This is a genomic window from Veillonella sp. CAG:933 (genome assembly GCF_000431435.1).
Classification (GTDB): domain Bacteria; phylum Bacillota; class Negativicutes; order Veillonellales; family Veillonellaceae; genus Veillonella_A.
In genome coordinates, this window is record NZ_HF986188.1 from 64,978 (window position 1) to 89,990 (window position 25,013).

The window sequence follows — 25,013 nt, forward strand, 5'->3', positions numbered from 1 at the left end:
TTATATAAGGAGATATTCATGAAAGAAGTTAAAGTAGGCAACTTAACCCTTGGTGGTGGTAAAGGTCTTTTCCTAATGGCCGGTCCTTGTGTAATTGAAGATCCGGAACGCACGCTCAATATTGGTCGTCGTGCCAAAGAAATCTGTGAACGCGTAGGCATTCCTTATATCTTTAAGGCTTCCTTCGATAAAGCCAATCGTTCCAGCTTTAATTCTTTCCGCGGACCCGGTCTTGTAGAAGGTCTTAAAATTTTAGCTCATATTAAAAAAGAATTACAGGTTCCGGTTATCAGCGATATCCATTCCATTGAACAGATTGAACCGGCCGCTGAAGTACTCGACGTATTGCAGATTCCGGCGTTCTTATGCCGTCAGACCGATCTCGTATACGGCGCTGCCAAAACCGGCAAAGCAATCAGCATTAAAAAAGGTCAGTTCTTGGCGCCTAAGGATATGAGCAATGTTGTTAAAAAAGTAGAAGAAGCAGGTAATCCTAACTTGTTCTTAACGGAACGCGGTGCCAGCTTTGGTTACAATAACTTGGTAGTGGATATGCGCTCCTTCCCAATCATGCGCAGCTTCGGTTATCCGGTAGTTTTCGATGCTACGCACAGCGTGCAGTTACCGGGCGGTGCGGGCACCAGTTCCTCCGGTCAGCGTGAGTTCGTGCCTAACTTGGCGAGAGCCGCTGCCGGCGCCGGCGTTGACGGTTTCTTCATGGAAGTTCATGATAATCCGGAAGAGGCTTTGTCCGATGGCCCTAACATGGTTCGTTTGGACGATTTGGAAGCAATGTTACGTGATTTAGTAGCCATTGACAAAATTGTTAAAGGCTAATTGAAGAATACGAATAGAGGGGATGGAACATCCATGAACGTTTTGGAGCAAGCGGCTCAAGTGCTTCATGAAGAAGCTCAAGCCATTGAAAAATTAATCACAACTTTAGACGGTAATTTCATCGATGCGGTGAATATGATTTTAAATTCCCATGGTCGCGTGGTTTGTACGGGTATGGGTAAATCCGGTCACATTGCCCGTAAAGTAGCGGCTACTTTGGCCTCTACGGGCACGCCGGCGTTATTCTTACATCCCGGTGAAGGTGTGCACGGAGACCTTGGTATGGTTACGTCGGAAGACATCGTGCTGGCCTTTTCCAATAGCGGTGAAACCGGTGAAGTGATTAGTTTATTGCCTTCATTACGTCGTATCGGGGCGAAGTTAATCAGTGTAGTAGGGAAACATAATTCGACCTTAGCCAAGAATTCGGATATCGTATTGTTGGTTGAAGTAGAAAAAGAAGCTTGCCCTTTGGGGTTGGCACCGACTACCAGTACGACGGTAGCCCTCGCTTTAGGCGACGCCTTGGCGGTATGTTTGTTGGATCGTCATAAATTTACACCGGAAAACTTTGCCATTTTCCATCCGGGCGGATCTTTGGGACGCAAATTACTCTTAACGGTTGAAAATATTATGCACAGCGGTGAAGATAATCCGGTGGTTCATAAAGGGGCCAGTGTGCGCGATGCTTTATTCGTAATGACGGAAAAAGGTCTTGGCGCTACCAATGTGGTCGATGAAGAAGGTCACTTAATCGGTCTCGTTACGGACGGCGACATTCGACGTGGTCTCGATGCGGGCAGTAATTTCTTGGAATGGCCCGTAGAAGACATGATGACGGCCATGCCGCGCACGATTACGAAAGATAAACTGGCTGCCGAAGCACTCCATTTGATGGAAAAAAATCAACCGCGCCCAATCACGGTGTTGCCGGTAGTTAATGATAAGAAAGAATGTTTGGGAATTGTACATATTACAGACTTATTGCGTCGAGGTATTGTATAATGAAAGTGCGCTGTTTGATCTTAGATGTGGACGGCGTCATGACCGAAGGCGGTATCATTTATACCGCCACCGGTGATGAAATAAAAGTGTTCAATGCACAGGACGGACTGGGCCTTGCCTTAGCCCGTCGCGGCGGCTTGAAGTTGGCCGTTATTACGGGGCGCTACTCCAAGATGGTAGAGCGCCGCACTGAAGAATTAAAGTTCGATTTTGTTCGTATGGCCTGCCATAATAAGACGGCGGCCATTAAAGAACTGGCCGAAGGGTTAGGTATCTCTACGGCTGAAATGGCCTATATGGGCGATGATTTAAATGATTTGGGAGCTCTTACCACGGTAGGGTATCCCATGGCACCGGCTAACGGTGTAGCGGAAGTAAAAGCGATTGCTAAGTTTACGGCTTCTAAAGCGGGCGGTCATGGGGCCATTCGTGAAGCCATTGAGCATATTTTTAAAGAATCAGGTCGTTGGGACGAATTGGTTGAAGATTATAAGAATGAAATATATAGTCAAGGTCAATAGCGAAAGGAGGTACGTACGGTATGTCAAATGAATGGCAATATAAACTGTTAAAAGGCTTAAGCGCATTGACTTGTAAGTTGTCGTATCGCACGATACTTCGTATAGGGGCAGGCTTAGGCCCTTTATACTCGCTGTTTGCTAAAAAACAAATTAAACGTGGCATTTATAATGTCATGAAGGGCATGAATGTTTCAGAAAAAGAAGCGGAACAAATTCTCTGTGAATTATTTAAGAATTTGGGCCGTTCCGCACTGGAAATTTTATATATGCCAAACTTAACGAAGGAATTTATTGCCGAGCATGTAGAAATGCACGGTATGGAATATTTAGATAAAGCATTGGCCGAGAAACGAGGCGTTGTTATTTTGACGGCCCATGTAGGCAACTGGGAATGGATGGGCGCAGCGTTGGCTGCCAGCGGTTATCCGTCCACAACCATTGTTAAGAAACAGCCAAATGCACAAGTTACACGATTGCTTAATGAATATCGTGAAATGGTAGGGCTTGAAGTATTTGCTCGCGGCGGTTCCGAAATGATTCGTGCCGTAAAAGCGATGAAACAAAAGAAACTCTTAGGTTTCTTGGCGGACCAGGATGGTTATATTCAGGGATTACCGGTTGAATTTTTGGGACAGGAATCATCGGCTGTAACAGGTCCGGCAACCTTTGCCCAGAAATTTAAAGCCCCCGTAGTACCTGTATTTACGCACCGTAAGCCGGATGGGGTAGGCCATGTAGTGGAAATACTGCCGCCGCTTTACTATGAAGATACGGGGAATGAAGAAGAAGATATTTACCGCTTGACGGAAGCCACCGTACGGGTTACGGAAGATTTTATCAGACAGCATCCTACCGAATGGTTATGGTTCCAGCATCGTTGGAATACTAAACTAAATGAAATAGTGGATATTGAGGCAAAACTGAAGGTGAGGGACGCAGTTCATGCTAAAAAATAAGAAGACGATTTTAGTCATAGCCATCGTACTTGCACTGGTAGGGGTGTTTATCTGGATATTACTAAGCGGTGAGGCGGAAACGAAAACGGATCCGACGCAACCGACGGGGAATCTAGTGACATTTGACGGATCGACCATCACAGAAGAACAAAACGGTAAAACTGCTTGGTCCGTTTCGGCGGAACAGATTAAAGTGAATCCGAAGACTAAGGAGATTTACCTGACAAATATGAAGGGAACATTTTATGATGGTGATAAAACACTCGTTGTAACGGCACCGCGCGGTTACATGTCGGGGGACCATAATAAAATGCAATTGGCCGGTGGTGTAAAGGGTACTAATGGTGCCGATGTGGAACTTACTACCGAATCTATTTCCTTTGATAATAAAACGAAGAAATTGACTTCTGAAACACCGTTTACATTCTCTAACAGCGATGCTGTAGTGACCGGTGATCAATTGGAAGCCGATACGGTATTGAATAAAGTCATGGCCAAGGGTCATGCTAAATTAGTTAAGAAGTGATGGGAGGATTTGACAGATGAAATTGTCAAAAATAATGGCGGTTACTGCACTTGTGGCAGGCCTTGCGGTACCGGTTTGGGCGGCTCAGTCCAATTTGTCCATTACCGCCGATACCTTGGAATATGACGGTAACAGCGGTATTGCCAGAGCCAATGGCAATGTGGTAATTATCAATGAAGACAAGACGATGACCGGTAAAACCGGCTGGTATAATACAAAAACACAGGAAGCTGATTTGTCCGGCGGTGTCAGCATGATTGGTTCGGATACATCCTTATCCGCGCAGACGCTTCACAGTACCAATAATGAACAGCTTCAGGCAACCGGTAATGTTCGTTTGCAAAAAGAAAATAAACAAGTTTTCGGTGATACCGTAACATACAATACTAAAACGGAATACGGTACATCCCGCGGCAATGCTAAACTCGTTATGGATGATGCCGTATTGACCGGTGATTATGTACAAGGATGGCTCAATGAAATTCGTGCCACTGCACAAGGAAATGTAACCTTGCACAGTGCTAAGCACAATTTGGATGCCAGTGCAGATAATGCCGTGTACACCCAGACGCCCGGTCAGGATGATGGGGTAGCGTATTTAACCGGTAATGCTCACGCCGTACAAAACGGTAATGTGCTTAATGCGCCGGAATTAAAATTAGAAATGAAAGATAATTCGGTACAAACTGTAGGTGGACGTAGTACGTTGATCATCACGCCGCAGCAGTAAGGAGTAACTTGAATGTTTATTGAAACCCGAGATTTAGTAAAAACATATAAAGGGCGCAATGTTGTAGATGGTGTCAGTGTTCGTGTCGAAGAAGGCGAAGTGGTGGGCTTATTGGGGCCTAACGGGGCCGGTAAGACAACCACCTTCTACATGATTGTTGGCATTGAAAAACCAAATAGCGGTACAATTACTATCGGTGAGAAAGACATTACCAGAATGCCTATGTATAAAAGAGCCGATCAGGGCATCGGTTACTTGCCGCAGGAAGCTTCTGTATTTCGGTCACTCTCCGTGGAAGACAATATCCGCGCCATGTTGGAAACAACGACTAAATCGAAGGCGGAGATTGAGGAAACGGTAGAAGCGTTATTGCAGGAATTCCATATTGAACATGTGCGCCAACGCACGGGGATGCAATTATCCGGGGGTGAACGACGCCGTGTGGAAATTGCCCGTTGTATCGCCTTGGCACCGCGGTTTATTTTGTTGGATGAACCGTTTGCCGGGGTCGATCCTATTGCCGTAGCCGACATTCAATCTATCATTCGCCATCTAAAAGCACGCGGTATCGGCGTCTTAATTACGGACCATAATGTGCGTGAAACTTTAGGTATCGTTGACCGTGCTTATATTTTGAGCAATGGTAAAATCCTCTTGGAAGGTTCCGCTGATGAAGTGGCCAACAGTCCGGTGGCTCGTAAGCATTATTTAGGCGATAGTTTTAATATGTAGGGGCTGGTGATATACAAACATGCGAATATTAGATAAATATATTTTAAAAAGTTTTATAGGCCCCTTTCTTTTCGGTATTTTTGCCTTTACCAGTATTTTCGTAGGGACCGGTACTTTATTCCGTATCGCTCAATATATTACGGAATACGGGGCGTCCTTATGGTCGGTAACCAGGGCCTTTATTTTAGCCTTGCCGAGCATTGTGGTACTTACATTCCCGATGGCCGTACTTTTGGCATCGCTGTTGGCTTTTGGCCGTTTGAGCGGTACCAGTGAGATTATCGTAATGCGTGTCGGCGGCATGAGTTTCTTGCGCTTGGCCATGCCGGTGTATATTGCGGCATTCTTCATTTCTATCGGCGCTATTGCGTTCAATGAATATGTAGTACCGGCCGCTAACCATGCGTATCAAAACATTATTCGTAATGAAATTAAGAAGCAGGCGGAGCCGCCGGCTCAGGAGCATATTGTTTTGAAAACTATGGAAGGGGACAATATCAGTACCCTCATGTATGCGAAGCGTTATGATTCGACAACCAAACTCATTAACGGTGTTACGGCTCAGCTTTTTACCAATGGCGAAGTAACCCAGATTGAACATGCCGATACGGCAACCTGGAACGGTACGTATTGGGTAATGCACAACGGTGTTATCTATGACTTGGCGGCCGACGGCAATGGTGTAGAACGTACGATGCGATTTAAAGACCAGATATTGCCAATCGCTAAAGATCCGGACCAGATTTCACAGGAACAACGCGATCCTGACGAAATGACGATTAAAGAACTGCGTCAACAAATTAAGGCCTTAAATGCGAGCTATGTAACGGCTACCAAGTGGGAAATGGAAATGTATCAACGTTTTACCATTCCTATTGCCAGCTTCGTATTTGCCTTGGTAGGGGCGCCGTTGGGCCTTCAAAAACAGCGTTCCAGCTCGTCCATCGGGTTTGGTCTCAGCGTCATCATTATCTTCGTGTATTACGGGGTAATGACCTTTACCGGTGCGCTTGGTAAAGGGGGAGCGCTGCCACCGCTTGTAGCGGCTGCTATCCCTGATACTTTGGGGATTATCGCCGGTTTGTGGTTGAACTGGAAAGTATCTAAATAAAAGAAAAACGAAAACAGAAGGCATCTATTACAATAGATTCAGAAAGTTTTCCAATAAAATGTTGGATATAGATATAATGACCTTGGTATTTGTTTTGCCAAGGTCATTTTTTTCATGAAGTTTACTTTTTCTTTTCTTGAAAATAGAGTACAATAGAAACGGAAACTATATATTTCAGTTTTCAATTAGCAGAGTTAATAAGACGATAAAAAACCTCGCGCCTTGGCATAAAGGTTTATTATAAGTCTCTCGCATAAATGTTTTAGTGATAAATTGGTAAATTTGATTATAAGAGGAAAGGAGTGCGCTCGACATGTTGGTCGGTTTAAATATTATTTTAATTATTGCTATCATGGGCGGCGCCATTGCTTTCATTGGCGATAAATTAGGTACTAAAATCGGTAAGCGACGTATGTCCATTTTTGGCCTCAGGCCTAAACATACATCCATTATTATGACAATTGTTACGGGGATTTTAATTTCCGCCTTTACCTTAGGGGTGCTGGCCATTGCGTCGGAAAATGTTCGTATCGCTCTTTTTGGTATGGAGCAGTTGCGAGCTGAAATGGATCAGTTGAATAGCGATGTAGCGGCTAAGAATCAAGAGTTGGAAGCGGGCAAAAAAGAATTAAGCGAAAAGACTGTCGCTTTAAATACGATGCGTAAAGATGTGCAAGCAACACAGGAGGAATTGGAGGAAGCTCGCGCTGCTCGTAATGCTATGAGTGAAGAGCTTGTTTCCGTTCAAGAAGCGTACCGTCAGGCTGATGCACGCTTGGCTCAATCGGCCAAAGATATTCAAACATTGGAAAATACCAGAACCGAATTGGAACAACATATTGAAGATTTACGGGTAACTACGAAACGGTTGGAAGAAGGGATTACCCATGTTCGTGAAGGCACCGTGCTTTTCCGTGTCGGTGAAGTATTAAGTGGGGCCTTGGTTCGTCCGGGCTTAACCGAAGATGAAAGCACCAAGGCGATTACGAGCATTTTGAATGACACCAACGGTTTGATTTTACGCCGTCTCGGAATTGATGAAAACCGTGCCGCTATTTATGTAAGTCGCAACAATTTGGAAGAAGTAGCCAAACAGGTGGCCAGCGCTACGGAACCGATGACGATTCGCGTGACCGCAGCGGCCAATATTATTTACGGCGAAGCCGCTTTGGCTGAAATTCATGCGTATCCGTATCAGAAAATATACGATAAGGGCGATGTAATTTGGTCCGCTGAAGTTGAAGGGGGCGACAATGCGCAGTTTGCCGTATTATCTTTCTTAAAAGACGTGAATGCCCAGGCAAAGTCTAAAGGCATTTTGCCGGATCCGATTTCCGGCGACGTAGGCTCTTTACCGGGTGATGAATTATTTGATACCATTCGTCAATTGAGCCGCTTGAGTGGTCCTGTTCGCATCAGAGCTATTGTAAATGAAGATACTTATACGACCGGTCCGGTTCAGATTGAATTGCGCCTTGATCCGGTGCGCACCAATACTTCTGGATCGTAAGTTTTAGCGTGATGATTTAATATCGATGAAATAGTCATGACGATTAAATTGCGGTAATTTGAGATTCAATGATTTTAATTATGTGAAAAAAGCATAGGTTATATAAGATTTAGTAACTAAGCCTTGTTACTTATATGGTATAATAAAACATATCGAAAAGATTCGTTTGAAAAGCAAATTGTAAATTCACCTGTTGCAGCTATGTTTGTAGGGCATGTAGGCTGAGTATTGCTTATAAACTGAGGTATCGATTTGATTACTATGCCGGAACAGATAGAATGCTGCCGATAGCTTAGCTACCGACAGCATTTTTTGTGAAAATTTTTAGGTAATAGGGTAGGGATATGTTCGATGGTTGTGCCGAATAGTTGGCACGAGTATAGTAAAGGAGGCTGGGGATGCAATTAGACACAGATGCTTTGTATAAAGCGGCTAATGTAGACGCCAAGGCGCCTTTACTGTTGGCGGTGGATCCGGGACGCGAGAAAAGTGGCGTTGCGGTCATGACGAAAGCAACCGCTACATTGGTATATAAAGCAATTGTTCCGACTGCGGAGCTTGAAACATCACTCACATCCGTTCTTACACAGTTTAAAGCGATTAATGAATTAATTTGCGGTAATGGGACGAATCATAAATTTGTATTTCACATATTGGAAACCTTAGGCAAAACACAAGATTTACCGGTAGCACTCGCTGAAGAAGCACATACTACGGAAGTGGCGCGTAAACGTTATTTTGAGTTTCATCCGCCTACCGGTTTGAAACGATTGGTGCCGAAAGGCATGCTGTATCCACCGGTGTCGGTTGATGATTTTACGGCGTGGATAATCGGTGAACAATATATTTTGGGCAAGAAAGAAAGGGGATAGACAATGGCAGCAGCTAAACGTTCACAAAAATTAACATGGAAGGATCATGCAATTCGTTACTTTTGGATGATTGTAGGGTCTTTGATTTATACCTTCGGTTTGGATGTATTTCTCGTACCGAACAGCATCATCGACGGTGGTGTAGTCGGTATTTCTTTGATGGCAACGGAACTTACGGGCATATCTTTCAGTGTTTTCGTAGTTATTCTTAATTTACCGTTCCTCTATATAGGCTATCGCCTTATCGGGCGCAGTTTTACCATTGCCACCTTATTCTCGGTAATGTGCATTTCTGTTTTTTCCGTATTCATGCATGATGTACCACCGGTGACCATCGACCCGTTCCTGGCTTCGATTTTTGGCGGGATTATCCTTGGTCTGGGTGTTGGCATGATTATTCGTAACGGCGGTTCTTTGGATGGCAGTGAAATTGTGGCTATTATTTTTGACAAAAAGAGCAGCTTCTCCGTTGGCGAAATCGTTATGTTTTTAAACTTATTCATTTTGGGGGCAGCAGGCTTCGTATATAGCTGGAACAGTGCTATGTATTCCCTTATTGCGTACTTTATTGCGTATAAGATGATTGATATTACCATCACCGGTCTTGAAGAATCCAAGGGCGTTATGATTATTACGGATTATCCGGATGAAATCAGTGAAGTGCTTACGAAACGACTCGGTCGTGGCGTAACCGTTCTTTTTGGTGAAGGTGGCTATTCAAAACAACCGAAAAAAGTGCTATACTCAGTAGTGACGCGTTTGGAAATCACCAAGTTGAAAGACGTGGTATATGAAAATGACGAAAATGCGTTTATTACTATTTCTGACGTGCATGATGTATTTGGCGGTCAGTTCGGGAAGAAGACGATTCACTAAATAGCAGCACGGTTCTTTGAAGAAAGGAGTCCGGTTTTAGCAACAATGGTTGAGTCTTGGTAAGAAACTTTCAACATAGAGGTTGACAGTTTTAAGCAATATGGCTTGACAGTAGGGTGTTGTAACGAAGCCGGAAGGTTGTATGGCAGAAGAAAAGTCAATTGGAAAACAGATTATACATGAAATCGGTGAGTGGTTATATGCGATTATTATTGCCCTCGCTATTGCGATTGTAGTTCATTTGTTCTTGGGGCAGATTACTCGTGTATCCGGTGAATCCATGGAAGATACACTGCATAACGGTGATTTTCTGGTTGTATCTAAATTAGATCATATTCAAGGCAATATGGCGCAATACGGCGATATTGTTATCATCGACAGCCGTGTTAATCGTGATCGTACCTGGAAAGATGATGTGGCTGATGTTGTATCGAACTACGTTTCTATTTTCAGTAAAGATGCGGAACGCCATGATGCTTGGGTAAAACGTGTGATTGGCTTGCCGGGCGATACGTTAGAGTTTAAAGATGGCCATGTATGGCGCAATGGCAAGGAATTGGAAGAACCATATACGAAAGAACCGACTATGCAATATAGCCAAACGGCACCGGTCGTTGTACCGGAAGGTCATGTCTTCGTAATGGGGGATAATCGCAATCATTCCAGCGACAGCCGCTTTATCGGCCCTGTGCCTATTAAAAATGTAATCGGTCATGTGGTATATGATTTAAGCTTTTAATTTGAATTGAAAGTTTAACGTGGAGTCGATTACATAACAGATTTTGCAGAAAGTCAGTTGAACTCTGCTTCGGCGGGGTTCAACTTTTTATTTTAAACTTTGTTTATTTGCCAAGGGCCTTGAAATTTAGTAAAATAAAGTCGCAATTAAGGAAACGGAGGCGGCCTATGTTATTGTCAGTAGTAGTGCCCGTATATAATGAAGAGGCAAATATAAAAAAATTCTACAGCTCGGTCAAAAAAGTGCTGAACACGCTACCTTACGACCAGGAAATTATCTTCGTCGATGATGGTTCGTCCGATGATTCGGCGACTATGCTCAGCCATATTGCGGCTGAGGATAAAGATGTTAAGGTGTTGTTGTTGGCCCGTAATTTCGGCCATCAATTGGCGCTGACCTGCGGACTTGATTATTCCACCGGTGATGCGGTCATTACTATGGATGGTGATATGCAGCATCCGCCGGAATTGATTCCGGAATTAGTTCGACTTTGGGAAGAAGGCCACGATGTAGTGCGCACCATTCGTGATTCCACGGAAGATGCGGGCTGGGCTAAATCTTTCACATCAAAATATTATTACAAATTAATGAACATAATGGCCAATGTGCCAATCGTAGAAGGGGGCTCCGATTTCCGTTTGATGAATCGTCGCGCCTTGGATACCTTGCTGCGTTTCCGTGAGCACGGTCGCTTTTTGCGTGGCATCGTTGGTGCTATCGGTTATAATCAAGCGGAAATCCACTTTGTGGCGCCACCGCGTTTTGCCGGCAAATCCAAGTTCAGTGTGCGCAAAATGTTGCACTTTGCCTTGGACGGCATTGCGGCTTTCTCAAAAGTACCGCTAAGGGCCGCTTTTTATATCGGTCTGATTTGCGGCTTATTGAGCTTGCTCATGATTTTGCATATTCTATATGTGCATTTCTTCACCGACTCCGCTGTGAGCGGCTGGGCTACTTTGGGCGTTGCTATTTTCTTCTTAGGTGGTGTGCAACTCGTCGGTATCGGTATTATCGGTGAATATGTGGGACGTGTGTTTGAAGAAGTTAAGCACCGACCGTTATATTGGATACGCGGCGGTTATAATATTGACGAAGCCAATCAATCGCAAGGGCATAATAATGCACCAAAACGAGGTTTATAATACAGTAAGTGGAAGCGTATAATACAGTAAAATGAAGCTGATAATACGCCTAAGCGAAGTGTAATGAGTAAATAATATAGCTGTCTAAGGCTAGTTAATAGTCATCTGCAAACTATTTGTGGTATAATTATAAGAAGACAGTTTTGACGTAAGGAGAACCTGTTGAAGTATGGGTACTCAGAGACTAGTTTGAGGATAGTACTATGAAATCAATTAAAAGAAAAGTCGCCATCACAGCGGCAGTAATGTTAATGGTCAGCACGCAATTTGTCAGTGCGGCCGGGTATACGTATGGCGCTAAAGGCGGCGACATTTCGGCTATTCAGAAGAAGTTGATTGCAGCCGGATATAATGCACGACTCAATGGCGAGTATGATGCCAATACCAAATGGGCAGTACGCCTATATCAAAAAGATAACAATTTACCGGTGAACGGTGTTTTAGATGCTGTTACTTATAAGAAATTAATGGGTAAAGAGCTTGATGAACATGTGGTAGCCGGTTTGGGCCGTATGTCTGATGATAAGATTGCCGCTGAAATGGCGGCCGGTCGTAAAGCTACGGTTCAGAAAAAGACTGCAGCAGCAACCGATACAACGGCTGCCAAAACGACTAAAAAGACTAAGGTAAAAAATAACAAGTCAAATAAAAACGGCGATGCGAAAGTACAAGCGGTAGCCAAGAAAAATACCGCTACGATAAAGTCAAAGACACCGACAAACGGTATTCTCGATCCAATCGCTCCGGACTTTATTTTTACTAAAACCGGTAAAGTATCAAAGTCTATCAGTGAAATTATTACTGAAGCGGAACGTTATCGCGGTGTGCCGTATGTATTCGGCGGCGCTACCCCGCAGGGCTTTGACTGCTCCGGCTATGTGCGCTATGTATTTGCCAAATCAGGGATTGATTTGCCGCGCAGTGCGGATGAACAATATTTGGTAGGCCAGAAAATCGGGAAGCATAATTTGCAGCCCGGTGATTTAGTGTTTTTCCAAACCTATGAAGAGGGCGTATCCCATTCGGGGATTTATATCGGCGACGGTAAATTTATCAGTGCCACTTCCAGTAGTGGCGTAGCCATAGCCAGTGTTAATGACAGTTATTGGGGCGAGCGTTATATCGGTGCCAAACGCGTAATGTAAATGAACAACATTACATTATGTGAATGCGAAATATTGCATTATGTCAAATTAAGATATTTTGAAGAGGAGGCCCATGCCTCCTCTTTTAGCCTATAAAGTGAGGTTTTGCGGATGGGAGAAATTACTGTCGCTAAGGTACAGTTTAATTATGAGCAGGACACAGTAATCAGTGAAGTGTCGCTGACGATTCCGGAAGGGGATTTTACGGTTATCGTAGGTCCTAACGGGGCGGGGAAGACAACCTTTTTACGCCTCATTGCGGGGCTTTTAAAACCGGCAAGCGGTCAAATTACGATTGACGGTTATTCGGTAAGCGAGGCACAACAAAAAGGTCTCCTTCATTTGGTGCCGCAGATTTATAACAAAAATGCCGCTCAGTTTCCGGCTACTTGCGGTGAAATTGTGGAGTTGGGTTTACGTATTCGCGGTATGGGCCGCGCGGAACGGAAGGCCAAAGCTCATGAAGCCTTGGCTCAAGTGGGGATGGCTGAATTTACCCATCGCCGCATCGGTGATTTGAGCGGTGGCCAACAGCAGCGCGTCATGATTGCTCAGGCCTTGGCGCGAAATCCGAAATACTTGCTTTTGGATGAACCGACCAGCGGTATTGATTTTCAAGTGAGTGCTCATATTTTTCAGCTCTTGCGCAGTTTATGTGACAAGGGTATGACGATTATTATGGTTACCCATGATATTGAGGATGCCTGTAAGGAAGCTGACCAGGTAATTTGTATCGACCGTCACGTTTGTTATAACGGCGACAGCCAAGGATTTTTGAAAAGCCATAAGAATACGCCGCTCGCATGGCATATAGGAGGTTAACGTGGATATATTTACCTATGAATTTATGCAACGAGCCTTTATGGCCGGTTTAATTGTAGCCTTAATGTGTCCTTTAATCGGCACCTTTATCGTTATTAAACGACAATCGCTCTTAAGTGAAGGGCTCGGCCACGTAGCCTTTGCGGGCGTTACAGGGGCTTCGTTATTATCCATTTATCCGCCTTTGGGCGCCGCTATATTAACAGTGCTTACGGCTATCGGTATTGAGTTGGTGCGCCGTCGTCAGAACCAATATACCGACATGATTTTGGCCTTATTCTTTTACACCGGCTTGGCCTTGGCCGTAATCTTTGCGACTATGACTAAAATGCCGAGTACGGGCCTTTTGAACTTTCTGTTCGGCAGTATTTTGACCGTAACGGATACGGATATTATGACAATTGCCGGGGTGGCCGTCGTTGTGGCTCTGACCGTATATTTTATGTATTCGAAATTATTATTTACCGCTTTTGACGAACAGATTGCCGTGACTGCGGGGATTGCCGTTGGGCGCATCAATATGCTCTTCGCTATTTTGACCGCCTTAGTAGTGGTTATGGGGATGACCATTGTCGGGATTTTGCTTATCGGGGCACTCATGATTGTACCGGTAGCGGCTGCCCATTTATGGCGTCGTGGTTTTGGCCAAACGCTCATAATCAGTGAAATTTATTCATTAGCCAGCGTCAGCCTTGGACTTTTGGGGGCTTTTGAATATGATTTGGCACCGGGCGGGACCATCGTGCTGGTGGCAATTCTGGGCTACGTCTTAACTTTTGCCGTTACGGTGGCGCGCGACCGAAAATAGGCATAACTAAAAAATAGACAAACATAGACAATAAGGCTTATAATAAAGAGAATTCATATTTATTTAGGAGGCTGAAACTCATGAAGGGTAATGAGCTGCGTCAGGTTTATTTAAAATTTTTTGAAAGCAAACAACATTTAATCTTAGACAGTTTTTCCTTAATTCCGGAAAACGATCCTTCGTTGTTATTAATCGGCGCCGGCATGGCACCGTTAAAACCGTTCTTTACGGGTAAATTGGTACCGCCTCGTACGCGTGTCACCACATGCCAGAAATGTATTCGTACCGGCGATATTGAAAACGTAGGCCGCACGGCGCGTCATCATACTTTTTTTGAAATGCTCGGCAACTTCTCGTTTGGCGATTATTTCAAAAAAGACGCCATTCATTGGGCTTGGGAATTTTTGACCGAAGTTATTAAACTCGACAAAAATCGTTTATATGTAACCGTATATCCTGATGATCAGGAAGCTTACGATATTTGGCATAAAGAAGTAGGTATGCCGGAAGACCACATTACCCGCTTGGAAGATAACTTCTGGGAAATCGGGGAAGGTCCTTGCGGTCCGGACAGCGAAATTTTCTACGACCTCGGCGAATCTCGCGGTTGCGGTGAACCGGATTGTGCACCGGGCTGTGATTGCGATCGTTATCTTGAAATTTGGAACCTCGTGTTCACTCAATTTAACCGTACCGCTGACGGTGAATATGTACCGCTTGAAAAGAAAAATATTGATACCGGTGCCGGTCTCGAACGTTTGGCATCCGTATTACAGAATAAAGAAAGCAACTTTGAAACGGATTTAATTTTCCCAATCATTGAAAAAGCGGCTGAAATGGCTAAGGTAACCTATCACACCGACGCCAATACGGACGTATCCCTCAAAGTTATCGGCGACCATGCGCGCGCCATTACCGTACTCATCAGCGACGGCGTTTTACCGTCCAATGAAGGTCGCGGTTATGTATTGCGCCGTATTTTGCGCCGTGCCGTACGTCACGGTCGTTTACTCGGTATCGAAGGTCGTTTCTTGACCGATTTGGTGGACGTGGTTATCGACATTTTAGGCTCCGGCGTACCGGGTCTTATTGAAAAACACGACTTCATCAAACGCGTTGTAGCCAATGAAGAAGATCGTTTCAACCAGACTTTGGCACAAGGCCTCGATATGCTCGGTGCTTTGATTAACGAATTAAAAGAAGCTAAAGCTACGGAAGTTCCCGGTGCCGAAGTATTCAAATTATATGACACGTACGGATTCCCTTGGGAACTTACGGAAGAAATTGCCGGCGAAGCAGGCCTTACCATCGATATGGCCGGTTTTGAAAGTGCTATGGCGGAACAGCGTGCTCGTGCCCGTGCGGCTCGTGAAGACGTAGATGCCAAAGTGGCTACTCCGGACATTACCTTCCTTCGCGATGAAAAGTTGACCGATGATGAATCCGCTACTTCCTCTGAAGTCCTTATGCTTGGTGAAGGCGCTACTCGCCTTGACAGTGCGTCGGACGGCATGGAAGTCACTCTCATCGTACGCACTACGCCGTTCCACGCTGAAGGGGGCGGTCAGTTAGGCGATACAGGCTTTATCGTAGGCCCTATGGGTAAAATGGAAGTTCATACGACCAAGAAATTACCGGAAGGCACAACCTACCATGTAGGTACCATTGTGGAAGGTAATTTGCAGGTAGGCGATACGGTTCAGTTCGAAGTGGACACCACTCGTCGCCTTGCCATGGCTCGTAACCACACGGCTACCCATTTATTGCATGCCGCTTTGAAACAAGTATTGGGCAATCACGTAAATCAGGCCGGTTCCTTAGTTATGCCGGATCGTTTGCGCTTTGACTTTACTCATTTCTCTCCGGTAACAGCTGAAGAATTGCAACAAATTACTGATTTGGTAAACGGTGAAATCTTAAAAGCCGTGAGCTTGAACATCCAAGAAATGTCCATGGACGAAGCTAAAAAATTAGGCGCTATGGCACTCTTCGGTGAAAAATATGGTGACCGCGTACGCGTAGTTACCGTACCTGATTTCAGTATCGAACTCTGCGGTGGTTCCCATGTTGTGAACACCGCTGTAATCGGCACATTCCGTATCTTGTCGGAAGGCGGTATCGGCTCCGGTGTACGTCGTATCGAAGCGGTAACCGGCGAAGCAGCGTTGCAGTTAGCTCAAAAAGAACAGGCTGAACTTCGCGAAGTGGCAACGCTTCTTAAAACGAAACCGGAAGATATCGTAGCCCGTGCACAGCAGCTCGTGGAAGAAACGAAGCAATTGGAACACGAATTGGCAGCAGCTCGTAAAGAATTGATGTCCGGCGGTCTTGATGCGGTATTGAACACCGCTTTTGATGCCGGTGAATTCAAAGCCGTAGTAGCCGATGTAAAAGCAGCCGATATGGATGAACTTCGCAGCACGGCCGATATGGTTCGCGATAAAATCGGTTCCGGTATCGTTTTATTGGGGATGGCTGGTGACGACAAAGTTAACTTTGTCTGCATGGCTACCAAAGATGCCGTTAAAGCCGGGTTCCACGCCGGTAACATCGTTAAAGCAACGGCTCAGGCAGCCGGCGGTAACGGCGGCGGACGCCCTGATATGGCACAAGCGGGCGGTAAAAATCCAAGTGCCTTACAAAATGCTTTAGAAAAAGGTAAAGAAACTATCCTTTCTATGGTAAAATAGAAGTATGCCAGATTAATAGTCTGTCGGTGAGGGCTTAGCCAATCGGTTAAGCCGAATCACTCTATAAAGGAGGCTTTAGCATGAGTGTATCAGATGAAACTATGATGTTTCAGAAAGTAAATGATGTTCCTTCCGCCAGTGAAGTGTTACGTGATGTATATCACGCTTTGCAGGAAAAGGGATATAACCCGGTGGAACAAATAGTAGGTTTTCTTATCTCCGGCGAGCCTACCTACATTACCAGCTACAACAATGCGCGCAGCATGATTCGTCGCTTGGATCGTGATGAGCTCATCGAAGAATTGGTTAATGAGTATGTAAAGGCTAAGAAACTATAATGCGAATTATGTCGTTGGATGTGGGCAGTCGTACTATCGGCGTCGCGTGTAGTGACGCTTTGTACATGACGGCTCAAGGTATCGAAACAATACGGCGCACTTCCTTAGAACGGGATTTCTCGCGATTACAGGAACTGATTACGGAGTATGAAGTAGAAGAAATCGTGGTGGGCATGCCCAAGAATATGAACGGCACTAAGGGCGATCGTGCGCTAAAAACGGAAGAGTTTGTCGCTAAAATGCAGGAAGTCATCGATGTACCTGTTAAGTTTTGGGATGAACGACTCTCTACCGTTATGGCCGAACGTTCCTTGATTGCGGCCGATGTGAGTCGTAAGAAACGCAAGGATGTTATTGATAAAATGGCGGCGGTTGTTATTTTACAAGGTTATTTAGACTGTCGTAGTAATTTAATCAAATAAGGAGGATACCATGGCAGATTTAGATTATGAAGGCGAAGTGACGGTTGTTACATTTACAGACGATGAAGGGCATGAAACGCATTACGAAGAAGATATGGTCATCAACTATGACGGTAAACGTTTTGCCGTATTAGTTTCATTGCCACCGGAAGACTGTGAACCGGGGTGCAAATGCCACGAAGAACCGGAAGCTATCATTTCCCGTATCGATACGGAAGATGGTGAAGACGTCTATGTAGATCCGACCGAAGAAGAATTCGAAGCGGTTCTTGCTATTTATGAAGACGATTTTGTTGAAGAATAATCGGGTATAGGTTAAAAGGGAAAGAGGGGCCACGCCCCTCTTTCGTATGTTTATAATCATTTTTGACAGCATGTTTCATAAGGAGTTTTTAATGTATGGATAGACGTGTGAAGTGGATTGGAATTGGCGTCATCGGCGTTGTTCTGATTCTTTGCATCGCCATGATTACTATGTATTTAAAACCGAATTCTGTGGCCGGTACGCCGCAGGATGTAGTATTTACTGTTGATAAAGATCAAACGGGCGCCGAAATCGGTGATATGCTTTATGAGAAAGGTATCATCAGTTCGCCAACTACCTTTCGTTTGGCACTTAGGTTGACCGGTTCTATGGATAAATTGCAGCAAGGGTACTATCAGATTCCTCAAAACGCCAGCTTGCGTCAGGTAATCGCCTTATTGCAAAAGGGTAAATTGCAAGAAATTAAAGTCATCATTCCGGAAGGCTATACGATTCAGCAAATTGCCGATGAATTAGAAAAAGACGGCCTGGGCCCGAAAGAAGCTTTTTTAGAAAAAGCCAAGACCTATGTACCGTATCAATATATGTACGGACCGGCGAAAGTCGACTACCGTGTTGAAGGCTTCTTATTCCCAAGTACCTATGAAATTCCCGTAGGCAACACGCCGGAAGAAATTTTAAAACGCATGGCCGGCGAAATGAATAAGCAATTGACGCCGGAAATTCGTGCTCAAATTGAAGCTAAGCATATGACGATTTTTGAATTCATCACCTTGGCCTCTTTGGTAGAAAAAGAAGCACTCTTTGATGAAGAACGTCCGATTATTGCGGCCGTATTCCTTAAACGTTTGCAAATCGGTATGCCCCTGCAATCCTGTGCCAGCATTCAGTATATTTTAGGTTACCCTAAGCCTCATATATCGATTGAAGATACAAAGTTACCGAGTCCGTATAATACGTACATGCACGTAGGCTTACCGCCGGGACCGATTGCCAATCCGGGCATGAAATCCATGGAAGCGGTACTCAATGCGTCAAGTACGGATTATCTCTTCTTTGTAGCGGATAAAGAAGGTCATCACCACTTTACTAAAACATACGAAGAACATATGAAAGTGGTAGAATCAATTTATGGGGAATAGTGGTGTGAGCTATGCAATTAAAGGAAATTTTGAATGAGCAACGCATTTATGCGATACTCAATAAAGTGCCGATTTTACGCGAATCGGAAGTCCATTTATTTGAAGAATTAATCGGTTTGTACGAGCCGTCGCGGGTTCTCGAAGTGGGGACCGCCATCGGTTATTCGACACTTCTTTTGGCAAAACATGCGGCTAAAGATGCGGAGATTGTGTCCATTGAATTGGACGAACAACGACATAATATGGCTAAGCAATATATCGGTCAGTCCGAGTACAAGGATAACATCACTTTGCATTTGGGAGATGCCAACGAAGTACTGACTAAGCTGGAAGGCACGTTTGACTTGGTATTTCTGGATGGGCCGAAAGGTCAATACGGTAAGCAACTGGAGCTCATAGAGTCTCATTTGGCGCCGGGGGCCGTTGTTTTGGCGGATAATGTCCTCTTCAGAGGCTATGTGCGGGGCGATAAGGAAGCACCGCACCGTTATAAAACGATTGTTAAACGATTACGTGAATATTTGGACATGGTTGAAGATAAATCGAAATTTAATACTACCATTTATCCTTTAGGTGATGGTATGAGCGTTAGTATATGGAAAGGTAATAAGTAATACATGAACAGACATATTGAAGTATTGTCGCCGGCCGGCAATATGGATAAATTAAAAATGGCCATTCGTTATGGCGCGGATGCTGTGTATTGTGCGGGCCAATCTTTTGGTTTGCGTGCCAGCAGCTCCAACTTCAGCAATGAAGAATTAAAAGAAGCAGTGGAATTTGTTCATAGTCATGGTAAAAAAATCTATGTAACTTGTAACATTATTCCCCACAATGAAGACTTGGTAGGCCTTGAAGACTACTTGAAATTCTTGGAATCCATCAAAGTAGATGCCATTATCGTAGCCGATTTGGGTATTTTCTTATTGGCAAAACGGGTGGCTCCTAATTTGGAACGCCATGTAAGTACACAGGCCAATACGACGAACTATTTGACTACCGAGTTTTGGAAAGAACAGGGCGCTACTCGTGTTGTGGTGGCTCGTGAAGTAAGTATTGCGGACATCAAGACTATGAAAGAAGCCGCTGACATTGAAATCGAAGCGTTCGTTCACGGTGCTATGTGTATTTCGTACTCCGGTCGTTGCCTCTTGAGTAACTATTTTACAACTCGCGATGCTAACCGCGGACAGTGTACGCAGGCTTGCCGTTGGAAATACTCCTTGGTGGAAGAAAACCGTCCCGGCGAATACTATCCGATTGAAGAAGACCAGCACGGTACTTATATTTTCAACTCCAAAGACCTTTGCTTATTGAAATATATCCCTGATTTGGTAGAAGCGGGCGTTGACAGTCTTAAAATCGAAGGCCGCATGAAGAGCGTTCACTATGCGGCGACGGTAACTAAAGTATATCGTGAAGCGGTGGATAGCTACTTGGCAGATCCTGAGCACTACGAAGTGAAACCGGAATGGATTGAAGAATTGGAAAAAATCTCTCACCGTCCGTATACGGAAGGTTTCTCCGTGGAAAAACCGGATGAAACGGCTCAGAACTACGGCCAGTCCAGCAATACGCAGACTCATGACTTCATCGGTCTTGTAGAAGGCTACAATGTGGAAGAAGGTTATGCATACTTAGAACAACGCAATAACTTCAAAGTGGGCGACGAAGTGGAATTTTGCCAACCTCATGGTGAACTCGTACATCATGTGATTACGAAGATGACCGATGAAGAGGGGAACGAAATCACCGTAGCGCCGCATCCGCAGATGAAAGTGCGTCTTTATATCGATACGCCGCTGGAAGAATATGCCATGATGCGTCGTCGCTGTAAGGTGAAAGCATAATGGAAGATTCCTATGTATATTTCAAAATTTCACCGAACCACACCAATTATGTAAATCGCATTTTGGAAGGCTATGAGTATTTGGGCGTCATGACGACCGTTAATCGCGCAGAAGGTCTTTGTATGGTACGAAGCACACCTGATACGGCACCGTTGGTGCGTGAAATTTTGAGCAGTTTACCTATTGAATTAGCTTTAGTAGATGCTATTTAAGCTTACCACTACTATAAAGTTTGTAGGTTCTATCGAGTCATATGACTAAAGTTATACAGTGAAAACTATAAAAGCTCCTATGGCCAACGGCTGTAGGGGCTTTTTAGAAGTATAAGCAATCAGAAAAATTTAATGGTGTAAAATTAAATTTTTGAAAATTATTATAAATTGTACACAATTAGTATTGACATTAACCCGGATATGGTGTAAAGTTAATACATCAAATGAAACAGGTAGAGCGAAGGATATGATATTTAATCCACTGTGTTCCAGAGAGAGACGGCTAGGCTGTGACCGTCTTACACAAGATCATCTATTACCCCCTTCAAACCGATTGGCTGAACTAAGTAAGCTAATCCGCGAGTATGCGTTATCGACAATAAAGTGAGTTATCCGAGTGGATGACTAACTAGGGTGGAACCACGAGACCTTCGTCCCTTGTCGGGATAGAGGTCTCTTTTTTATTATGCGTGCAGCTGTAGCGTGTCCCGCCGGTATAGCTGATTTCTTAGGAGGAATAACCATGAGTGAAGTAAAAATTATTTTACCTGACAACAGTGAACGCGCTTATGCAGCGGGCACTACTTTAGGCGAAGCTGTTAAACAACTGTCCAATAGCTTGGCTAAAAAAGTTTTGGCAGCCGACGTAGACGGTGAATTAACCGATTTGCGTGAAGAAGTAAAGGACGGCTCCAAAGTAAGCTTCTTGACTTTTAACGAACAGGGCGGTAAAGACACTTTGCGTCACAGCGCCTCTCATATTATGGCTCAGGCTATCAAACGCCTTTGGCCGGATGCTCAATTAGCCATCGGACCGGCTATTGAAAACGGTTTCTATTACGATATCGACATGGAACATGTATTGGTTCCTGAAGATTTGGCTAAAATCGAAGCGGAAATGCATAAAATCGTAAAAGCAAACTTCCCAATCGAAAAAGAAGTTCTTTCTCGCGATGAAGCGCTTAAATTCTTTAAAGAAAAACATGAAAACTATAAAGTGGAATTGATTGAAGATTTACCGGCTGACGCTGAGATTTCCACTTACCGTCAAGGCGAATTCGTTGACCTTTGTGCCGGTCCGCACGTAGCTTCTACCGGCAAAGTAAAAGCTTTCAAATTGCAGAGCTTGGCCGGTGCTTACTGGCGCGGCGACGAAAAGAACAAAATGCTCCAACGTATTTACGGTACTGCTTTTGAAAAGAAAGAAGAACTCGACGAATACTTACATCTTCTTGAAGAAGCAGCTCGTCGCGATCACCGTAAATTGGGCAAAGAATTGGGCTTATTCGTACTCAAAGAACAGGGCCCCGGCTTCCCATTCTTCTTACCGAAAGGTATGGCTCTTCGCAACGAATTGGAAAACTTCTGGCGTGAAGTTCACCATGATTTCGACTACGAAGAAATTCGTACCCCAATCATCTTGAACCGCCAACTTTGGGAACAATCCGGTCACTGGTTCCATTATCGTGAAAACATGTACACTACTGTAATTGATGATGAAGATTATGCAATCAAACCAATGAACTGCCCGGGCAGCATCTTGGTATATCAGAACGATTTGCATTCCTACCGTGATTTCCCAATGCGTATGGCTGAACTCGGTCTCGTTCATCGTCATGAATTATCCGGTGCGTTACACGGCTTGTTCCGCGTTCGCAGCTTTACTCAGGATGATGCCCATGTATTCATGTTGCCATCTCAGATTAAAGCTGAATTAATTAAAGTTATTGAATTGTTCGACCGCATTTACAGCCAATTCGGTTTAACTTATCGCGTAGAATTGAGTACTAAACCTGATAACGCAATGGGTGATGATGCTATTTGGGAATCTGCAACTAATGCACTTCGCGAAGCTATCGAAGAAAAACAAATCCCTTACCAGATTAACGAAGGTGACGGTGCGTTCTACGGTCCTAAATTAGACTTCCATATTCGCGACTCCATCGGTCGTACTTGGCAGTGCGGTACTATCCAGTTGGATATGAACTTGCCTGAACGTTTCCATATGGAATATGTCGGTGAAGACGGTCAGAAACATCAGCCTATCATGATTCACCGTGCTTGCTTCGGCTCCATGGAACGTTTCATCGGTATCCTCATCGAACACTATGCCGGTGCATTCCCAACTTGGTTGGCTCCGGTACAGGTTAAGATTTTACCTATCAGTGAAAAACACGTTGAATATGCTGAAAAATTACGTAAAGCCTTCAAGAAAGCTTATGTTCGTGTTGAACTTGATGATCGTAACGAAAAAATCGGTTACAAGATTCGTCAGGCTCAGATGGAAAAAGTACCTTACATGCTCGTAGTAGGGGATAAAGAAGAACAAGAAGGCACTGTAGCAGTTCGTAGCCGTGTTGAAGGTGAAAAAGGTTCCGTTAAATGGGAAGACTTCTTGGCTGATATCTTAGAAGAAGTAAAAGAACGTAAATAAGAGTTCTTTGATTAAGCGTTCCTAAAACGGCCGCACTAAAGTATGGTGCGATTTAATATTGTAGCATAACTGTGGCTAATCAAGTTTAAAATTTAAATAAAGAGCTTGCTCAACAATTAGTTAGCGATTAATAATTTCTTAGAAATGTATTCAATCGAAACCTTTTGGAGAGCAAGCTCTTTTTATATTTGTATTGCATATTTACAAATTGATTTCCTTCCGATATAATCATTTTAATAAATGATGAAACAAATGTGAACTGCATGCTGTTTTTTTAGTATGACTATATTCTTAAATCAATTAAGGAGTATTTGTATGAAACATGCTTATGTTATATTGACAGCAATGAACGAAAATAAATTGAAAGAGTATAGAATGAAGGTATTCTTACGTCTATTGCATAAGTTTATGTAGTGGACCGAGGAGGGCCTTCTTTTTTTGTTGCCCATACGATTTTTATGATTAAGAGCTTATTTGCTTTCAAATTATGGACTTAACCATAAACGCTATCGCGGCTGTGATAGCTCCATATCTATCCATAGTTAAAGAAGGAATCAATGTTGTGATTGTGAAAATTTTAATGAGCTGGGAGTAATTATGGAAAAGCTGATGTAGGTATTGCCGTAAGGAATGCAGTATTAAGGTCGATAGAGGTGAAGGTATTTATATAGATAGGGGTTAAATATGAAGCAATTCCAATTAATGAGGAGAATAACGAATAAGAGCGTGATAAGAAAAAATGAAAATAATAAAAGACTGGATTGAAAAAAATGCTCAAAAAGAGGCACCATCTATTAGAATTCTTTTTGCTTGTATCTGCTTTATAGTTGGTGGAGTCTTTTTTATAGTGTATTGCCTTATAGATATTTTATTTCGGGAAAATAGATATCCTGATAGAGATGAAATTATTGTAATTTCTGCTCTTAGTGTATCAGTAATAATTTGCTATATAGTGGTAAAAGTGCATATTCGAGTTTACAAGCAAATTGCTAATGAGACGATAGGACAATATGGACTTATAGAGTTGCCAAGATGGCGACAGTATATTGAATTTGTTCGTCGGGCTATGGATATACATCAAGAACCTCCAAATAGAGAAATGTACCCGAAGGAATATATAACTTTTATGTGGAAACGATGGCTAGCTCGCTGCATTTATGGTGTTTTTTCAGTTGGTACGATATCATTACTGGTATATCATTGGGAAGATATTGATGCAGAAATTATTAGTACAATTATTGGCTTAATTATGTGGGCTATTGCACTTAGACGGTGGTTGTAATTTACGGGCGATATAGTTTTATTGCTAGCGGCTAAAGATATACAAT

26 protein-coding genes are annotated in these 25,013 nt (G+C 43.8%); all 26 read left to right on the forward strand.

Going from position 1 to position 25,013, the window contains the following annotated elements; all coding sequences use genetic code 11:
* Positions 1–18: 18 nt before the first annotated feature.
* The 26 genes from kdsA (at position 19) to QZL64_RS05080 (ending at position 24,967) form a co-directional block, all read left to right on the forward strand.
* Entirely contained in the window at positions 19–837 is an 819-nt protein-coding gene (gene kdsA, locus QZL64_RS04955; RefSeq protein ID WP_021840893.1) for a 3-deoxy-8-phosphooctulonate synthase, read from the forward strand.
* Between the two features lie 33 nt (positions 838–870).
* A complete protein-coding gene (locus tag QZL64_RS04960; RefSeq protein ID WP_021840894.1) occupies positions 871–1,842 on the forward strand; it encodes a KpsF/GutQ family sugar-phosphate isomerase in 972 nt (323 codons plus the stop codon).
* Complete coding sequence (locus QZL64_RS04965) at positions 1,842–2,363, forward strand: KdsC family phosphatase (protein WP_021840895.1); 522 nt, start codon at positions 1,842–1,844, stop codon at positions 2,361–2,363. Before QZL64_RS04960 ends, QZL64_RS04965 begins: the two co-directional genes overlap by 1 nt.
* 20 nt (positions 2,364–2,383) lie before the next feature.
* Entirely contained in the window at positions 2,384–3,319 is a 936-nt protein-coding gene (locus QZL64_RS04970; RefSeq protein WP_021840896.1) for a lysophospholipid acyltransferase family protein, read from the forward strand.
* Entirely contained in the window at positions 3,306–3,845 is a 540-nt protein-coding gene (gene lptC, locus QZL64_RS04975) for an LPS export ABC transporter periplasmic protein LptC (protein ID WP_021840897.1), read from the forward strand. The genes QZL64_RS04970 and lptC overlap by 14 nt, the downstream gene beginning before the upstream one ends.
* A 16-nt stretch (positions 3,846–3,861) precedes the next feature.
* Entirely contained in the window at positions 3,862–4,575 is a 714-nt protein-coding gene (locus QZL64_RS04980; protein ID WP_021840898.1) for an LptA/OstA family protein, read from the forward strand.
* Positions 4,576–4,587: 12 nt separating this feature from the next.
* Positions 4,588–5,307 carry an LPS export ABC transporter ATP-binding protein gene (gene lptB / locus QZL64_RS04985; protein WP_021840899.1) on the forward strand — a complete coding sequence of 240 codons (720 nt, stop codon included), beginning with the start codon at positions 4,588–4,590 and terminating at the stop codon, positions 5,305–5,307.
* Between the two features lie 19 nt (positions 5,308–5,326).
* Positions 5,327–6,418, forward strand: a complete 1,092-nt coding sequence (locus tag QZL64_RS04990) for an LptF/LptG family permease (RefSeq protein WP_021840900.1) — start codon at positions 5,327–5,329, stop codon at positions 6,416–6,418.
* 313 nt (positions 6,419–6,731) lie between these two features.
* Positions 6,732–7,928 carry a DUF3084 domain-containing protein gene (locus QZL64_RS04995; protein WP_021840901.1) on the forward strand — a complete coding sequence of 399 codons (1,197 nt, stop codon included), beginning with the start codon at positions 6,732–6,734 and terminating at the stop codon, positions 7,926–7,928.
* 398 nt (positions 7,929–8,326) lie between these two features.
* Positions 8,327–8,800: a hypothetical protein gene (locus QZL64_RS05000; RefSeq protein WP_021840902.1), complete on the forward strand. Its 474-nt coding sequence runs from the start codon at positions 8,327–8,329 to the stop codon at positions 8,798–8,800.
* 3 nt (positions 8,801–8,803) lie between these two features.
* Positions 8,804–9,676, forward strand: a complete 873-nt coding sequence (locus tag QZL64_RS05005) for a YitT family protein (protein WP_021840903.1) — start codon at positions 8,804–8,806, stop codon at positions 9,674–9,676.
* Positions 9,677–9,818: 142 nt separating this feature from the next.
* The gene (gene lepB / locus QZL64_RS05010; protein WP_021840904.1) at positions 9,819–10,415 is read left to right on the forward strand and encodes a signal peptidase I; all 597 of its coding nucleotides are present in this window, start codon (positions 9,819–9,821) and stop codon (positions 10,413–10,415) included.
* A 167-nt stretch (positions 10,416–10,582) separates the two neighbouring features.
* Positions 10,583–11,557, forward strand: a complete 975-nt coding sequence (locus QZL64_RS05015) for a glycosyltransferase family 2 protein (RefSeq protein ID WP_021840905.1) — start codon at positions 10,583–10,585, stop codon at positions 11,555–11,557.
* A gap of 203 nt (positions 11,558–11,760) precedes the next feature.
* On the forward strand, positions 11,761–12,702 hold the full coding sequence (locus tag QZL64_RS05020; protein ID WP_021840906.1) for a C40 family peptidase: 942 nt from the start codon (positions 11,761–11,763) through the stop codon (positions 12,700–12,702).
* A 111-nt stretch (positions 12,703–12,813) separates the two neighbouring features.
* Positions 12,814–13,524 carry a metal ABC transporter ATP-binding protein gene (locus tag QZL64_RS05025; protein WP_021840907.1) on the forward strand — a complete coding sequence of 237 codons (711 nt, stop codon included), beginning with the start codon at positions 12,814–12,816 and terminating at the stop codon, positions 13,522–13,524.
* A gap of 1 nt (position 13,525) precedes the next feature.
* A complete protein-coding gene (locus tag QZL64_RS05030; RefSeq protein ID WP_021840908.1) occupies positions 13,526–14,332 on the forward strand; it encodes a metal ABC transporter permease in 807 nt (268 codons plus the stop codon).
* Between the two features lie 80 nt (positions 14,333–14,412).
* Positions 14,413–17,022 (forward strand): alanine--tRNA ligase, encoded by a 2,610-nt coding sequence (gene alaS / locus QZL64_RS05035; protein ID WP_021840909.1) that lies wholly within the window; start codon positions 14,413–14,415, stop codon positions 17,020–17,022.
* Between the two features lie 80 nt (positions 17,023–17,102).
* Positions 17,103–17,360, forward strand: a complete 258-nt coding sequence (locus tag QZL64_RS05040) for an IreB family regulatory phosphoprotein (RefSeq protein WP_021840910.1) — start codon at positions 17,103–17,105, stop codon at positions 17,358–17,360.
* Positions 17,360–17,782, forward strand: a complete 423-nt coding sequence (gene ruvX, locus QZL64_RS05045; RefSeq protein WP_021840911.1) for a Holliday junction resolvase RuvX — start codon at positions 17,360–17,362, stop codon at positions 17,780–17,782. The genes QZL64_RS05040 and ruvX overlap by 1 nt, the downstream gene beginning before the upstream one ends.
* 10 nt (positions 17,783–17,792) lie before the next feature.
* A complete protein-coding gene (locus tag QZL64_RS05050; RefSeq protein WP_021840912.1) occupies positions 17,793–18,086 on the forward strand; it encodes a DUF1292 domain-containing protein in 294 nt (97 codons plus the stop codon).
* Positions 18,087–18,181: 95 nt separating this feature from the next.
* Positions 18,182–19,189, forward strand: a complete 1,008-nt coding sequence (gene mltG, locus QZL64_RS05055; protein WP_021840913.1) for an endolytic transglycosylase MltG — start codon at positions 18,182–18,184, stop codon at positions 19,187–19,189.
* An 11-nt stretch (positions 19,190–19,200) separates the two neighbouring features.
* Positions 19,201–19,803, forward strand: coding sequence for an O-methyltransferase (locus QZL64_RS05060; protein ID WP_021840914.1), 603 nt, complete (start codon positions 19,201–19,203; stop codon positions 19,801–19,803).
* A 3-nt stretch (positions 19,804–19,806) separates the two neighbouring features.
* Positions 19,807–21,039, forward strand: coding sequence for a peptidase U32 family protein (locus tag QZL64_RS05065; RefSeq protein ID WP_021840915.1), 1,233 nt, complete (start codon positions 19,807–19,809; stop codon positions 21,037–21,039).
* Positions 21,039–21,251, forward strand: coding sequence for a DUF4911 domain-containing protein (locus QZL64_RS05070; protein ID WP_021840916.1), 213 nt, complete (start codon positions 21,039–21,041; stop codon positions 21,249–21,251). Before QZL64_RS05065 ends, QZL64_RS05070 begins: the two co-directional genes overlap by 1 nt.
* A gap of 523 nt (positions 21,252–21,774) precedes the next feature.
* Positions 21,775–23,685: a threonine--tRNA ligase gene (gene thrS, locus QZL64_RS05075; protein ID WP_021840917.1), complete on the forward strand. Its 1,911-nt coding sequence runs from the start codon at positions 21,775–21,777 to the stop codon at positions 23,683–23,685.
* A 739-nt stretch (positions 23,686–24,424) separates the two neighbouring features.
* Positions 24,425–24,967: a hypothetical protein gene (locus tag QZL64_RS05080; protein ID WP_021840919.1), complete on the forward strand. Its 543-nt coding sequence runs from the start codon at positions 24,425–24,427 to the stop codon at positions 24,965–24,967.
* Positions 24,968–25,013 lie beyond the last annotated feature (46 nt).

Excerpts from the sequence above, each read along its gene's own strand:
- kdsA (WP_021840893.1), top strand. The coding sequence starts at position 19 with ATGAAAGAAGTTAAAGTAGGCAACTTAACCCTTGGTGGTGGTAAAGGT.
- QZL64_RS04960 (WP_021840894.1), top strand. The coding sequence starts at position 871 with ATGAACGTTTTGGAGCAAGCGGCTCAAGTGCTTCATGAAGAAGCTCAA.
- QZL64_RS04965 (WP_021840895.1), top strand. The coding sequence starts at position 1,842 with ATGAAAGTGCGCTGTTTGATCTTAGATGTGGACGGCGTCATGACCGAA.
- QZL64_RS04970 (WP_021840896.1), top strand. The coding sequence starts at position 2,384 with ATGTCAAATGAATGGCAATATAAACTGTTAAAAGGCTTAAGCGCATTG.
- lptC (WP_021840897.1), top strand. The coding sequence starts at position 3,306 with ATGCTAAAAAATAAGAAGACGATTTTAGTCATAGCCATCGTACTTGCA.
- QZL64_RS04980 (WP_021840898.1), top strand. The coding sequence starts at position 3,862 with ATGAAATTGTCAAAAATAATGGCGGTTACTGCACTTGTGGCAGGCCTT.
- lptB (WP_021840899.1), top strand. The coding sequence starts at position 4,588 with ATGTTTATTGAAACCCGAGATTTAGTAAAAACATATAAAGGGCGCAAT.
- QZL64_RS04990 (WP_021840900.1), top strand. The coding sequence starts at position 5,327 with ATGCGAATATTAGATAAATATATTTTAAAAAGTTTTATAGGCCCCTTT.
- QZL64_RS04995 (WP_021840901.1), top strand. The coding sequence starts at position 6,732 with ATGTTGGTCGGTTTAAATATTATTTTAATTATTGCTATCATGGGCGGC.
- QZL64_RS05000 (WP_021840902.1), top strand. The coding sequence starts at position 8,327 with ATGCAATTAGACACAGATGCTTTGTATAAAGCGGCTAATGTAGACGCC.
- QZL64_RS05005 (WP_021840903.1), top strand. The coding sequence starts at position 8,804 with ATGGCAGCAGCTAAACGTTCACAAAAATTAACATGGAAGGATCATGCA.
- lepB (WP_021840904.1), top strand. The coding sequence starts at position 9,819 with ATGGCAGAAGAAAAGTCAATTGGAAAACAGATTATACATGAAATCGGT.
- QZL64_RS05015 (WP_021840905.1), top strand. The coding sequence starts at position 10,583 with ATGTTATTGTCAGTAGTAGTGCCCGTATATAATGAAGAGGCAAATATA.
- QZL64_RS05020 (WP_021840906.1), top strand. The coding sequence starts at position 11,761 with ATGAAATCAATTAAAAGAAAAGTCGCCATCACAGCGGCAGTAATGTTA.
- QZL64_RS05025 (WP_021840907.1), top strand. The coding sequence starts at position 12,814 with ATGGGAGAAATTACTGTCGCTAAGGTACAGTTTAATTATGAGCAGGAC.
- alaS (WP_021840909.1), top strand. The coding sequence starts at position 14,413 with ATGAAGGGTAATGAGCTGCGTCAGGTTTATTTAAAATTTTTTGAAAGC.
- QZL64_RS05040 (WP_021840910.1), top strand. The coding sequence starts at position 17,103 with ATGAGTGTATCAGATGAAACTATGATGTTTCAGAAAGTAAATGATGTT.
- ruvX (WP_021840911.1), top strand. The coding sequence starts at position 17,360 with ATGCGAATTATGTCGTTGGATGTGGGCAGTCGTACTATCGGCGTCGCG.
- QZL64_RS05050 (WP_021840912.1), top strand. The coding sequence starts at position 17,793 with ATGGCAGATTTAGATTATGAAGGCGAAGTGACGGTTGTTACATTTACA.
- mltG (WP_021840913.1), top strand. The coding sequence starts at position 18,182 with ATGGATAGACGTGTGAAGTGGATTGGAATTGGCGTCATCGGCGTTGTT.
- QZL64_RS05060 (WP_021840914.1), top strand. The coding sequence starts at position 19,201 with ATGCAATTAAAGGAAATTTTGAATGAGCAACGCATTTATGCGATACTC.
- QZL64_RS05065 (WP_021840915.1), top strand. The coding sequence starts at position 19,807 with ATGAACAGACATATTGAAGTATTGTCGCCGGCCGGCAATATGGATAAA.
- QZL64_RS05070 (WP_021840916.1), top strand. The coding sequence starts at position 21,039 with ATGGAAGATTCCTATGTATATTTCAAAATTTCACCGAACCACACCAAT.
- thrS (WP_021840917.1), top strand. The coding sequence starts at position 21,775 with ATGAGTGAAGTAAAAATTATTTTACCTGACAACAGTGAACGCGCTTAT.
- QZL64_RS05080 (WP_021840919.1), top strand. The coding sequence starts at position 24,425 with ATGAAAATAATAAAAGACTGGATTGAAAAAAATGCTCAAAAAGAGGCA.